Consider the following 13,676-nt stretch of genomic DNA (forward strand, 5'->3'; position numbering starts at 1 on the left):
GGCAAATTGGTCAATAATGGCTGTGTCGTATTAACTACGCAATGCTCACGGGGTGTTTACATATGTAGTGTTGTATTAAACGGCAAGCAGCCGGGCATCTTCCGGGAGCAGGTGCATAAGCGATGGGGCATGCGCCATCGTATTGGTATTTCCTTCAACCAGAGCCAGGAAATTGTTTTCTGTATGCGCAATATCCTGTTTAAAGCTTGCCAAACCCTTATGGAGCGCATGCAAGTTGCGCTGCAATTGCAGCAGGTTCTTTTTGTAGGCTTCGGATTGCGCTTTCAGCCGGGTAACTTTATCGTGAATTTCAGCAGTGGTCAAGTAATTTTAAGTTAGTGTAAAGACAAGCACAAAATGTATTCCAATATAGAGTAAACTTCTGCCACCATGGAAATATCAAGTCTAAAAACTTCAATTGGCCGTTTAATTAAATTAGTAATTTAAAATCTTGCCTTTTGTGTTAATGAATCAATTACCAGAGAATGCAAATCTTAAACGTATAAAATGAACGGAAGCAAATTCAACTATTGGCTGGTGGCAACATTTTTGTTCCGCTTAAATAGCCTGATCACAAAAAGCATTGTGGTTTCATAGATAAGAAAACATGCCGTACAGTTACGAACAAAGTCTGGTCGATGCCCTGCCTGTCGGAGCAGCTATTATCTCCGGCCCTGAGCATACGGTTAAAGCAGTTAATGCCGCGATGCTGTCCATATGGCATACGACTGGTGCTGTTGTCGGCAAAAACTTTCACGATGTCCTATCCGAAGTACAACATCAGGATTTTTCTGTTCTGATTAGCGATATTTACCGGACCGGCCAGCCTTTCCATGGTCCCAAAGCCATCACAACCATGCTCTTGCGAGAGGGCATATTGCAGCCAGTTCACTTTGATTACTGGCTCAATCCCTTTAAAAGTGCCGAAGATGACATCATCGGCGTCTTGATTACAGCCATCGACAATACGGAAAAAATCATACAGGAAAAGCGGGCACAGGAGGCTGCCGAAAGCGTCCAGGCGGTAAACGAGATATTAAAGGCGAGTGAAGAGCAGCTGCAACTGGCTATTGAATCGGCTGAGCTGGGCACCTGGTTTTTGGATACCGAAACAAGAGCGCTGCGAACTTCCCCCCGGTCGAAAGAGTTGTTCGGTTACTATCCGGAGGAAGAGATGTCTTTGGATGATGCTTTGGCTCAGGTTACGGACGAGTACCGCCTGAAGGTGCTCGAGGCAATCAATAGAACGATTGCGTATGGGGAAAGCTACAGGATTCAGTATCCTGTGATCGGGTTTCATGACGGTAAACTCAGGTGGGTCAGTGCTACGGGAATGCGCTTTGCTGCCCGAAAAGGCGAAACGCCCATTTTCTCGGGCACTTTAGCTGATATTACCGAGCAAAAGCGTAATGAACAGCGTAAAAATGATTTTATCTCGATGGTCAGTCACGAGCTCAAAACGCCGCTCACTTCGACCATCAGCTATGTGCAGATTTCCCAGAAGAAACTGGCGGCCTGTGGAGATCCGATTACGGCCAGCATGCTGGAGCGGGCGGGTAAGCAACTGGGGAAGATGACGACCCTGATCAACGGGTTTTTAAACGTGTCACGATTAGAAGCCGGGCAGATTCACATTGACAAACGGCCGTTTGACCTGGCCGGACTGGTGAAAGATGTAGAAGAGGGTTTGATCGCAGAAGCCGGGTCCCATCAAATTATTTTTGCGCCGGTCGAGGAAACCTGGGTACATGCGGATAAAGACAAAATCGAGCAGGTGGTTAACAACTTTATCAGTAACGCGATTAAAGATTCACCCCATTCTACAACAATATAGGTCGCTTGTGTGACAAAGGATAAATACGCCATGGTGAGCGTGAGAGATGAAGGGATGGGCGTACCGCTCCAGGATCAGGCAAAATTGTTTGACCGGTTCTACCGCGTAGAAGGACAGCAAACCCAGTCCATCGCAGGCTTTGGTATCGGCCTGTATATCTGTAAAGAGATTATCAGCCGGCATAACGGACAGATCGGCGTCGAAAGCGAGCCTGGCAAGGGAAGTATCTTCTGGTTTACCCTACCGGTGGCATAATCGAATCAGGAAGATTATAGCGCATTTTGCTATATTAGTCACCTTATAGCACGACGATGGCATCCAACTTAACACATCATACCCTGTCCGGGGATATCAACCTGATCAGTCGTATTGAGGTTGTTCCTTCTATTTTGAAGGTAATCTGCCGTTCAACGGGCATGGGCTTTGCCGCCGTTGCCCGGGTAACCGATTCACAGTGGATAGCCTGCGCGGTTCAGGACGAGATTGGTTTCGGACTGCAGCCGGGAGGGGAGTTAAAGCTGGAGTCCACGATCTGCAATGAGATCAGGCAGCATCATGAAACAGTCGTGATTGATCATGTGGCCGAGGATACGACCTACTGCAACCATCATACGCCGGCCATGTACGGGTTTCAAAGCTATATATCTGTCCCCATCTTTTTAAACAACGGCAGCTTCTTTGGCACGCTGTGCGCCATCGACCCAAGGCCGAACCGGCTGAACTCGCCCGAGGTCGTGGGTATGTTTGAGCTCTATGCTAACCTGATTGCCCAGCATCTGCATAATCTGCAGGAGCTCGACAGCGTAAAGGACCGCTTAGCCGAGGAACAGGAGATTGCAGCGCTGCGAGAGCAGTTTATCGCCATCCTGGGGCACGACCTGCGTAACCCGGTGGGCGCTGTGGCCAACAGTGCCCGGGTGCTGCAACGCATGCAGCTCCCGCCGCAGGCCGAGCGATTTGTGGTGATAATTCAGGATGCAGCTTACCGCATCACCGGACTTATTGAAAACCTGCTGGACTTTGCCCGTGGACGATTGGGTGAAGGGATTACGCTTGACGTCAAGGCGCAGGAGAACCTGGAAGAGGTGCTGAGCCATGTGGTTACGGAACTGGAAGTCATCTGGCCAGACCGTGCCATCGAAACGGCGTTTAACCTGCAAGGCTGCGTCCATTGCGACAGCAGCCGGCTTGCGCAGTTGCTTTCTAACCTGTTAGGTAACGCACTTTCACATGGCAGTCCGGAAGCGCCTGTTCAGGTCCGGGCGGGACACGCTGCAGAAGAATTTTTATTGTCTGTCAGTAACGAAGGTGAACCCATCCCGGAAACGATCAGAGAACGGCTTTTTCGTCCGTTCTCACGTGGTGAGGTTAAGCCGGGACAGCAGGGTTTGGGCTTGGGGCTGTACATCGCTGCTGAAATTGCGCGTGCCCATGGTGGAACGCTTGAAGTAACCAGTAATCAAACGGCAACTTGTTTTACCCTGCGCCTGCCGAAAACAATAGGATAGGGCCGCCTGGCTGTGCCCTAAAAAGAAAGTAATTGGGCGCATTTTGATACTCACTTCTATCTCCTAAGTTGAAGTGGAAAGAGGAGCCAACGGGGCGTTTACGACTTCACTTGCTCTTTCAGGTACGCCTTGAACTCCGTGCCTTGACCGGGTTCAGAGAAAACTTCCAGGTACCCCTGATCTTTCTCAATCATCCGTTTGACGATGCTTAAGCCCAAGCCCGAGCCTGTTCCCTGGTTGGTCAGCCGCTTGAACGGCTGAAAGAGCTTGTTCATGTTTTTAGTCAGGTCAATGCCCGTACCATTATCTTTTACGCTAAGGATCAGATATTCTTTTTCTTTCCGGCTGCTAACCTCAATACGAAGCGGTACATCTGGTCTGCGGTATTTGATGGCATTGGTCACCAGATTGCTTAAAAAACTGTCTATATGCGCCTTGAAGTATACCATTCCGGCAGCATGAGAAAAATCAGCGTGAAACTCACCTCCTGTTTCCTGCAGTAAGGCCCGGTATTCAGACAGAACCATATCCAGCCGTTCACTAAAACTTACATACTCCATTTTTTCAGCCCGTTCCTTTTTGGTATCCACCAGGGTGGCCAGGCCTTTCAGCAGTTCTCTCAGTTTGGTGGAAGACTGCTTGATCTGGCTTACAAAGTGAAGCTGCTTTTCCGGCGATTTCTCTTTTAAGGCCATCTCTGCCAGAAGGCTGATCGAGGTAAGCGGGGTTTTAAAATCATGGGACACCACGTTGACAAATTCGTCCAGTTCCTGGTTTAGAAACTCCAGTTGATCTATTTTGCTTTTCAGCTGATTTTCGACGTTGATCTTATCGGTCACATCATTAATCAGCAGTAAGTAATGTGGCTTTTCCTTCTCCAGCCGAAGCGGCGAAATATTGATTTCCAGGAAGTGATTATTGACCTTGACAATGTCATGCAGCGGTTCGCCGGTTTGCGCTTCGCTCAGCCGGACGTCGGGTAGCTGTGTATCTTCCGGAAATAAATCTGCCCAGGTGATTTCCCGGTGACGTTGACTACCGATGAGGGGGAATTGTTGTTTGGCCCGGAAGTTTGCGGACAGGACCTTTTTGTTTTCATCAAATACAATAGCACCAATGGGGGCATTTTCCAGAAACACTCCCAGGTTCTGAAAAGTAGTTTCGCGGGCTAAAGGAGCCGGATAGGTTTGCTGCTGTTGCAGCCGGGCAAAACTTTTACGCTGCTGCGTTCGCAGTACGGCGTTGTCCAGCACGCTGGTGATATCTTTACCGGCGGTGTAAGGCACAAAAACCACGTGCTTGCCTACATTATAGGCGAACTGAATCCGCTGCTTGATTTGCTGATACCGGTCAGGATAGACAAGCAGCACGATAGAGACCATCGGGTCCTGCTGGAAGGCGCGCTGTACCTGCGTTACAGGCTCGAGCGTATACGGGCCGATCAAAAACGTATCCGCCTCGTTGAGGGCTTTGCTTTGCACCTCTGTACCCAATTGCATGATCTCTTTAAATTCCAGGGTGGTATCGGAGGTCAGCTTGCTTTGCAGGCTTTTCATCATCTCTCCAAATCCTATGTAGAGTATCTTAGGCACCGGCTTTACGATATTTGGATTTAGTCAGAAAACAAAGGCTGATCAAGCAATACCCTGCCGATCCAGGTATATAATAGATCGGTGGTAGGTGACATAACGTGCGCTGCTCTTGCATCTCTTAACAGCATTCCAAGATGCGAATTGTTTTGATAACCTTGCCCTCCGGTTAAGGTCATGGCCTCGTTCACAACATTGATGACGCAATGGCCGACTTCTGCTTTGGCGCTCAGGATACAAAGCATGGCATCAGCCGCATTCCGGTCACCCGCCATAGCCGCATGGTAAACCAGCTGGCGTGTGCGTTCCACCTCAGACCAGAGTGTGCCCAGCCGGTGCTGTAACAAGGATACCCCAGCCAGCGAGGCACCGTTATGAGTGTAGTGGCGCTTGCTCAACGCTGTTCTGGCTTCCTGCAGGGCAGCCTCGGCAATGCCCAGATAAGTGCCTGCCATCGCCATCAGGAAATAAGGCGCGACCACATTGAAGACATACCAGAGTTGATCGCCTTTTTCACCCAGGATCTGCCTGCCGGATAAATGGACATTTTCCAGGTGCATGGTTCTTGACGAGTTGCCGCGCATACCCAAACCGTCCCATTGTTGTCCCCAGGAAAGGCCGGAAGTACCGCCATCTACCAAAATGCAGGAAAACTGGTCGGCCTCTGCCTCCGCGCTGGCACCCAGCGTGGATACCACATACGAGTCTGCGTGGGCGCCGTTGGTCACAAAGCTTTTGTCGCCCGTCACCAGAAACTCATCATCGGTTACAGCAATCAATGGCGTTTGGGGAAAGTAGAAGTGCGCGCCCGTACCGGATTCACTCAGGGCAAGCGTAGTGATATGACTGCCTTCAGCAATAGGCACCAGGTATTGTTCCTGCTGAAAGGGGGTAGCCTTAGCAGCTATCACCGCCGTGCCGACACAGTGCATGCCAAAACAAAGGCCTGCCGAGGAATACGATTTGCCCAACTCCTCAGATACTTTGACCAGGGCCAGTAAACCCTGGCCCAAGCCGCCATACATCTCCGGCACAACTAAGCCCGTCAGTTTTGACAATTGCAGGGCCTTCATGGTTTGTTCCACCCAGGTACCCTGCTTATCGGCCAGCACCGCCTCTTCAGCTGCCACTTCCCTGCCGATCACGGCTGCCTGGCGCACCAGCTTTTCCATTTCCATAGCCGCTAATATCTGAATTATAGTTCATTAAAGCACCATCGGATTATTTACCGGAGCATCCTGAATGATTGAAGTACCAAATATGATTTTATGATTAGGTAGCTCAGCGCAAAAGTCATAGAATTGGCAAGCTGAAATAAAAGGTGCTGCCTTTACCGATTTCGCTGTCGACACCAATCTTGCCCTGATGCCGGTAAATGATCTCGGCGCTGAGGTAAAGGCCAATGCCAAACCCTGATACATGTGCCGCGTTGCTTTCTACCCGGAAATAACGTTTGAAAATCCGTTCCTGGTCTTCTATTCTAATCCCGACTCCCTGATCCCGGATGCTTACCTTGACATCGTGTTCACCTGCATGGCATTCCACGTCTACCAGACTCCCTTTGGGTGAATATTTGATCGCGTTACTTAACAGATTCGAGATGACAGATTCCATTTTGTCCCGGTCCGCCTTGAGCATAATCGGGCCGCAGGGTGAATACCGAATTATACTGCCAGGAGAAATTAATTCCGCTTCTTTACTAAGTTCGCCAAGCAATTGATCCAGGTCAAAACTGCGTTTATCAATCAGGATTTTGCCTGATTCCAAACGTGAGACGTTCAAAAAGCCGTTGATCATCGTTCGCATCTTCCTGACCTGAATATCTGCTTTCTGAATGGCGCCCGGGATAAAATTATCGGGGAAGGCTTTAAGTTTCATTTGTAGTACCTGCACTAACGAAGTAAGGGAAGTGAGCGGTGTTTTCAACTCGTGGCTGACCATACCGATGAAGTCATTCTTACGCAGTTCATCTGCTTTCTGCTCGGTAATGTCCATCATGATACCGGTAAAGGCGCTGTAAGCACCAGTCTGATCCACCTTTAAATTTCCAATCGCCCGTACCCACCGGGTATGCCCATCATGGAAGCCCACAATGGTATAGGTAATATCATAATTACCGCCGTCTTGAATGGCATGCTCAATAGCTGTGCTGACGGCTTCACGATAATCATCGGTGATCTGTGCAATGCAGCCGGCAACTGTTACATTCTCCTGGGGATAAAATCCAAACAGTTCTTTAAGACGGGCATTGGCTATCAGCTCCCGGGTTTGCGTGTCGATATGCCAGGTGCCGAAATCTGCGGCTTCCATCGCGATTCTTAGTATTTGTTCCGACTGCAGGGCTTCCTGCCGAGAGGCTACGAGCTTCTCATTAGTTTCTACCAGGTCTTCATTAGTTACCCGGAGTTCTTCAATGCTGGCGGCCAGTTCTTCATTGGCAGCAGCCAATTCCTGATTGGCCACCCTCAGATCGCCTCCCATCCGGTCAATAAGGCGGAGCAAGAAATAGGCGACCGGTAAAATGGCGATAGCCGAAAGTGTGATTAGTACCACGATACCCGATGCCGGGGATAGGTCGCCTTTTTGGATAACAAATAAATACAAAGCTGCGAGTAACGGCGCAGCACCTAAAAAATAGCTCAACACGTAAACCAGCAAGTTCTGGCTGATAAGCCGCTCGTAGATGGTGCTTATCCATCCCCTGCGCGGTTCAGCTATCAGCAGCCCGGCTGCAAGAAATAGCAATGCCAGCGCAGTATGAAAGGCTATGCCTGAAAACCTGCCCAACCGGTAAAAGCCGCTGATATGAAATAAGTGGCCCATCAAAGAGAAGTAAACCAGGATGAACACACAGGTAGCAAAAAGCTGTGCGGTTTGGTAGCGCTTTGCGGTCAGCATCATCAAGCTCAATCCCGCCAGCAGGGCATTCAGCGCCGTCAGCAGCGAGGTCCTGCCGGGCGCTTCCAGCCTGGCATTTGTTGCCAAATCTTTCATCCAGAATTCATCAATATGCAGATTGAAACCGGTAAGTTGTTCAATAAGAACAGCTATGCTTAAAAGCATGACCAGAACTGACAGTACACGGGCTAGTCCAAAGTATCCTTTGATATAGGAAATAAGACCTACTCCGCCCATGATCATGAGCAGCGCAGTGTTGATCTTCATGGTAGCGCCGTCTGATAAAAAGCTTTTCAGAAATTCGTTACCAAACAGCCAGCCACTTAAACCGGTGAGACCAATCACCGATGAAACTAAGGCAAACACAAGAGAAATCCTCCAGGCGGTGAAGATTTGATAGGTGGCGGTATCAGGCATAGTAAACGATGAGGACTAAGCAAGAGATTTGTTTAAGTATAACAGTTATTAACCAACTTGTTTTGCGGGAGGATAATAAGAAGCCATTGACTATATCGCTCCGGGCTCATTTAAGCCGTTAATTTTGTGCAGTGGAGTTTAACTTAAGCATCATATCCAAGTACTTAAGATGGTCAAAATGTTTCGTAATAGGTGGTCACTACTTTTCGAGCCAAGTGGTTAATGCTACCGTATACTCCACTTTTGACAGCGTAGCCAGGCTTACAGTGATGAGCACAGCTGTTATATTTTGTATTTTTAAGGCAAACTATACCCGAATTGATCTTTAGCTTCGACGCCACACCGGATTTCGACTTCATGACCTACTTCGCGCGGCACATCGGCGTAACAGTAGCGAATGATTCGATGCTTATCCCAGAGCAATTAGGGAATGGATCTATCCGCAAGCTTTCGTTTGGACCGGAGTTTAAGATAACCCTGCACCATTATGTGCTGAAAGAAGACCTGATCATCAAGCGTAATGCCTCCGGCCAGGGAAATGAATTGATCACTATTTTCTTTTACAGCAACGAACAGCCGCTGGGAATTACTTACGGTACCGATCCGCATATCCAGTTCTCCGAGCGGGACGAATCGGCGATTCAGGTGACCTCCAACGATCTGAATTCTACCATCCGCTTCCCGGCAGGTTACATGATCCATTACATGGTCATCGCTATCTCTCCAACATTCCTGAAAAGTTTGCTCGCTTTAGATGAACCGAACACTACTATCGAAACCATTACCGGCACTGGAAATTCGTTTCTTTTCCTGGAAAAGATGACGGCAGAGATACGCCTGCTGCAAAGGAACTTGGGGGCAGTAGATATGAATAATGGCTTAAGCCGTTTTTATATGCACTTTAAGGTTCAGGAGCTGCTCTACCTGCTGTTTGAAAAATTATCGAAACGCGAAAGCATACCACACCAAAATATCAACAGCGCCGATGCGGCCAGGTTGCTGCATATCCGTGACGAGGTTTTGAGCGACCTGAGCACACCACCTGTGCTTTATGAGTTAGCCCGGATAGCCGCCATGAGCGAAACCAAACTGAAACAACTTTTTAAGCAAGCCTTTGGCGATACCATCTATAACTATTTTCAACAGGCACGTATGGAAGAAGCGGCTTTTATGCTTAAACAAGGCAAGCGCTCAGTTGCCGAGGTTGGTTATGAGTTAGGCTTCACCAATCTTAGCCACTTCAGCCGCTTGTTTGAGAGGCATTACGGCCTGAAGCCCAAAAAATACGGGTCTGCCGGATAGGACTGTTTTTCCGTCTTTTACTGCTATTATCAGGCGGTAGTTAGCGGCAACTTTGTAGTGTAATCAAAAACACTGCAAAATGAAAAAGTTATTTCAGCCGTATAACAAAGGCACCTTACAATTAAAGAATCATGTGGTGATGGCACCAATGACCCGCAGCCGCGCCATCAATAACATCCCCAATCCATTAATGGCCACTTACTATAAGCAGCGGTCGGGTGCAGGGCTTATTGTTACCGAAGGTACCTCGCCAAGTCCGGAAGGCTTAGGTTATCCGCGTATTCCCGGTATTTTCACTGATGCACAGATAGAAGGCTGGAAGCTGGTGACCAATGCCGTACACGAGGGTGGTTCTAAAATATTTGTGCAACTGATGCACACTGGTCGTGTGGCACACAGCAGCAACTTGCCTGAAGGTTACGAGGTGGTTGGTATGTCGGACATCCAAGGTGCCGGTGAGATCTACACCGAAACGGGTATGTTTGAATATTCGGCGCCCACAGCGTTAGATGCTAATGGTATACAACGCATCATTGACGATCATGTGCGCGCTGCAGAAAATGCCATTGCCGCCGGTTTTGACGGCGTGGAACTGCATGGTGCCCATGGTTACCTGCTGGAGCAATCACTGAACCCACACGTGAATAACCGGACGGACAACTATGGGGGTTCTATAGAAAACCGCAGCCGTTTAATGCTGGAGATAGCGCAAAAGACCTCGCAAATGATCGGTGCTGATAAGGTTGCTATTCGCCTGTCGCCATACCTAACAACTAATGGTATGCTCGCCTATGAAGAAAACGAAGTTCACGACACTTATGTTTATTTGGCTCAGGAACTGAACCGACTGGGTATTGCTTACCTGCACATCTCTAACAACCCCGGTATCCCGCAAAAGACACACCACGCTATTCGCGAAGCTTTTACCAATACCATTATTTATTGTAACGGCTTTACCGCAGAAACAGCTGAGGCAATGTTGCATGACGGACCGGCCGACCTGGTGGCCTTCGGGAGAAGTTTTTTGTCTAACCCGGACTTCATGAGGAGGATAGAAAAAAACGAGCCCTTAAACGACCCAGACTATAACACTTTATATACGCCCGGCGAACAGGGCTACACCGATTACCCGGAACTCAATTAATCATTCAACTTTTTAAAACATACAAAACCATGAAAATTACCACCACAGGCTCATTAGGAAATGTAGCCCAGCCATTAGTGAAACAACTGATCGCAGCCGGTCATGATGTTACCGTCATCACCACCAAAGATGACAAAGTGAGGGACATTGAGGCATTAGGGGCTAAAGCTGCCGTAGGTTCCATCAGCGACGCAGCGTTTCTTACCCGGGCATTCAGCGGTGCTGATGCCGTTTACACCATGATGCCGCCATCCATCGGTACCAGCAACTTTATACAAAATATAGCGGATGCCGGTCAGGCTTATGCTGATGCCATCCAAGCAGCAGGTATCAACCGGGTAGTGTTGCTAAGCAGTGTGGGTGCAGATGCCGAGTCGGGCAGCGGCCCGATACAAGGTGTTCACCGGGTTGAAAATATCTACCGCCAGCTTAATGGTGTTAATATAACCGTCATCCGCTCTGGATTTTTTTATGTGAATTTTCTAAGGGACATTATGCAGATCAAAAGCCGGAACATCTTCGGTAATAATTACAGCGGAGATATCAGGCTGGCGTTAACGCACCCAAATGATCTGGCTTTAGCAATAGCTGAAGAATTGCAGGCTAAAGGAGATGGTTTTGAAGTAAAATATTTAGTGAGCGATGTGGCAACCGGTGATCAGCTTGCCGCGTTGTTCGGCACAGCTATAGGCAAACCGGAATTGATCTGGACAGCGATACCAGATGAGCAGTTGAAGCAAGGCATGTTGTCGGCAGGCATGTCTGCGGAGTTAGTCGGCCTCATTGTGGAAATGGGACAAGGTGTGCAAAATGGCCTTATCATGAACGACTTCTTCAGCGCAGACGGCAATGTGACCGGAAAGGTTAAGTTGGAACAGTTTGCGGAGGAGTTCAAGAACATGTACATACAAGTTTAATATCATTTTACCGGCAGCAACTTAAAAAAAGTGTTGAGATTAAGCTTTTACAGAGTTGCTGCTTAATAAATGGCAGGATGTGTTGATAATAGTTATTCTTATCATTCAGGCAGCGTCGCTATAAACTTGATGGCTATACATTAAAAATACTCGTTTCCGCCGCCTCTTGAAAACCTCCGACAAAACAACTATTATATCGGTAAGCTACCCAAATTAAAGACGTTGAACAACCTACGTCAACTGGCAGGGATTGATGTTGCATTTGTTGATGGATTAATTTATGAAGACAAAACCAGTATAGATTGGTTGGTAAAGTTTTGGCTATCGATATTCCTAAAAAGAAAATATACGTCGCCGAATAGATAGTTAACCGCCCTTTATGTTGACCACTTAAATCAAGGGCTGCATGCTTTAAGCAAAAAGAAGCTAACGATAAAAACAATCAAGCCGGCCATCAATTTCCATCCGTTCTTATTAAATACGTCAAACAGTTAAGGTCTAACCAGATCAGTTACAGAGCTCAAAATAAAACCTTTCCCTTATCAACGACTTACTTTAATACTGGTGTTATGGTCCGGATGGTGACACTCATACTGTTGATTGTATTGGCGTTGTAAAAAGCAGGATTTGAAGATTTCAAATGTGAATCAAGAAATCAATGTCCAAAGGTCCACTGGATAACTTGATTAATGCTGATTCTTTTAAGCCTAGCAAACCACCTTTTTCGGTCTTCAAGATACCGTCTATTCTGGTTTCCTTGCCGATTAGATTATTTTCTACCGTTACGCCAATTTCATACCTTTCATCTTCTTTCAAAGTAAATAACTGTTCAAAAAGCTTATAAGTGTAACCTTCATTTACAAATTCCACCTGGCTGATTACCGTTCCGGCGTTGGGGTAACCGCCGTATCTAGTGTAGTAGAGTCTTTTAAATTTTTCGAAACTGTTGCTAAGGTCCTTCGGGTATTCTAAGTCGATGTGACTAGGGCTACCAAACCGGTAGACGATATATTTGTCAGCACTGTCTAAGACTAACATCAGTATCTTGCCGCCTTTTGTTTTAAAACTAAAAAGTGCAATTTCATTGCTTTTTAGATAGTGTGCTTACGTATTACTATTAATGGCAACAAGCGAAAACATCAAGGCTATCAGAATCGGTTTAAACAAACGCATCATATAATTACTAAAAATTAGCGATGTGTAAAAATGCATGTTTTTGATCTGGGGTGATTATTAGTTGTTTTAAATGATTTTGCAAATGCGGACATAATCTTCTATCAAAAAATCCAATTGAGTTTATTGCCGTCCCTGTCTGTACAAACGCGGCTCAAGGCGTCTGCCTCTAGTAAGTGTAATATAATATTATGAAATGCCTGTTCAAATTAGACCATTAACTTAACAGGTGCTCGCCATTGTATGCTTGATACTATTGAACAGTCACCCAGCTATCTTGATCATAGTAGATCTGTGGTGCATCCTCCAACTGTCCGCTAACAATGCGATTCAGATTGAGCATTGCGAATTGTGGGATTATATTACAGAAGAACAGCCGGAGAATTTCTTGCAGTTGATTTTGTCGTTTTTAACCGCTATACAACAAGACCAGTAATGCTAATGTCTTTGATGATATTTGCTTTACATGCCGCTAATTTGGTATTAATTAGAACGTTATGTTTTATAATCGTATTAAACACCTCCTCCTTGCAATTAATCGGAGTAAAGAAATTGCGCTTCAAAAATCAACGTAACGAGATGTATATGATTTTCTAAGCTTAAGTTACACTGGTAGTGATCTGCGGGAGTTGTCAGTTCTCAATTTTGATGATGTTACCAAGGGAAAATTATCCGATTTACTTATAAATTTAGCTGTTGAGCAGGCCTTCTCAAAGTTCAAGGTGTTTTTTACTTCGAACCTTGCAAATGGTACCGTATTGATTATCTTTGTGTTATAAACGATTTAAGCGCTTGCATAAACAGCGAGTAGTTTAGGGAGTAGTAGAATTTTAGGATTTTAAAATATTGAAATACAATCGGTTAGTAGATGGGTTCGAATCCCTCCCTCACCGC

General features: G+C 46.9%; 12 protein-coding genes. 7 read left to right on the top strand and 5 right to left on the bottom strand.

All coding sequences use genetic code 11. From position 1 onward, the window contains the following. Positions 1-75: 75 nt before the first annotated feature. A complete protein-coding gene (locus GPM24_RS20100) occupies positions 76-324 on the bottom strand; it encodes a hypothetical protein (protein ID WP_158829155.1) in 249 nt (82 codons plus the stop codon). A 283-nt stretch (positions 325-607) separates the two neighbouring features. Between GPM24_RS20100 and GPM24_RS20105 the strand changes: the two genes are divergently transcribed. From GPM24_RS20105 to GPM24_RS20115, 3 genes are read left to right on the top strand one after another with little or no spacing between them, the layout of a single operon-like run. After that, positions 608-1,834 carry a PAS domain S-box protein gene (locus GPM24_RS20105; RefSeq protein ID WP_158829157.1) on the top strand — a complete coding sequence of 409 codons (1,227 nt, stop codon included), beginning with the start codon at positions 608-610 and terminating at the stop codon, positions 1,832-1,834. Between the two features lie 9 nt (positions 1,835-1,843). Further along, complete coding sequence (locus GPM24_RS20110; RefSeq protein ID WP_158829159.1) at positions 1,844-2,089, top strand: sensor histidine kinase; 246 nt, start codon at positions 1,844-1,846, stop codon at positions 2,087-2,089. Positions 2,090-2,145: 56 nt separating this feature from the next. Next, positions 2,146-3,342, top strand: coding sequence for a GAF domain-containing sensor histidine kinase (locus GPM24_RS20115; RefSeq protein WP_158829161.1), 1,197 nt, complete (start codon positions 2,146-2,148; stop codon positions 3,340-3,342). A 98-nt stretch (positions 3,343-3,440) separates the two neighbouring features. Here the strand turns inward: GPM24_RS20115 and GPM24_RS20120 are convergent, their stop codons facing one another. The 3 genes from GPM24_RS20120 to GPM24_RS20130 all read right to left on the bottom strand — a co-directional run bounded on the left by GPM24_RS20120 (position 3,441) and on the right by GPM24_RS20130 (position 8,246). Beyond that, positions 3,441-4,901 carry a sensor histidine kinase gene (locus GPM24_RS20120; RefSeq protein WP_158829163.1) on the bottom strand — a complete coding sequence of 487 codons (1,461 nt, stop codon included), beginning with the start codon at positions 4,899-4,901 and terminating at the stop codon, positions 3,441-3,443. Positions 4,902-4,954: 53 nt separating this feature from the next. Continuing rightward, entirely contained in the window at positions 4,955-6,109 is a 1,155-nt protein-coding gene (locus GPM24_RS20125) for an acyl-CoA dehydrogenase family protein (protein ID WP_158829165.1), read from the bottom strand. A 115-nt stretch (positions 6,110-6,224) separates the two neighbouring features. Beyond that, positions 6,225-8,246, bottom strand: coding sequence for a sensor histidine kinase (locus GPM24_RS20130; protein ID WP_158829167.1), 2,022 nt, complete (start codon positions 8,244-8,246; stop codon positions 6,225-6,227). 357 nt (positions 8,247-8,603) lie between these two features. Between GPM24_RS20130 and GPM24_RS20135 the strand changes: the two genes are divergently transcribed. From GPM24_RS20135 to GPM24_RS20145, 3 genes are all read left to right on the top strand, one after another. After that, the gene (locus GPM24_RS20135; protein WP_233268914.1) at positions 8,604-9,548 is read left to right on the top strand and encodes a helix-turn-helix transcriptional regulator; all 945 of its coding nucleotides are present in this window, start codon (positions 8,604-8,606) and stop codon (positions 9,546-9,548) included. A gap of 79 nt (positions 9,549-9,627) precedes the next feature. Continuing rightward, on the top strand, positions 9,628-10,692 hold the full coding sequence (locus GPM24_RS20140; protein WP_158829172.1) for an alkene reductase: 1,065 nt from the start codon (positions 9,628-9,630) through the stop codon (positions 10,690-10,692). A gap of 29 nt (positions 10,693-10,721) precedes the next feature. Next, positions 10,722-11,609 carry an NAD(P)H-binding protein gene (locus GPM24_RS20145; protein ID WP_158829174.1) on the top strand — a complete coding sequence of 296 codons (888 nt, stop codon included), beginning with the start codon at positions 10,722-10,724 and terminating at the stop codon, positions 11,607-11,609. A gap of 636 nt (positions 11,610-12,245) precedes the next feature. On the opposite strand, the gene GPM24_RS20150 is transcribed toward GPM24_RS20145, so the two are convergent. Then, the gene (locus GPM24_RS20150; protein WP_158829176.1) at positions 12,246-12,647 is read right to left on the bottom strand and encodes a hypothetical protein; all 402 of its coding nucleotides are present in this window, start codon (positions 12,645-12,647) and stop codon (positions 12,246-12,248) included. 412 nt (positions 12,648-13,059) lie between these two features. On the opposite strand from GPM24_RS20150, the gene GPM24_RS20155 reads away from it, so the two are divergent. Continuing rightward, positions 13,060-13,218: a hypothetical protein gene (locus GPM24_RS20155; protein WP_158829178.1), complete on the top strand. Its 159-nt coding sequence runs from the start codon at positions 13,060-13,062 to the stop codon at positions 13,216-13,218. Positions 13,219-13,676: the final 458 nt, after the last annotated feature.

It is taken from the genome of Mucilaginibacter lacusdianchii (assembly GCF_009770985.1).
Taxonomy (GTDB): domain Bacteria; phylum Bacteroidota; class Bacteroidia; order Sphingobacteriales; family Sphingobacteriaceae; genus Mucilaginibacter; species Mucilaginibacter lacusdianchii.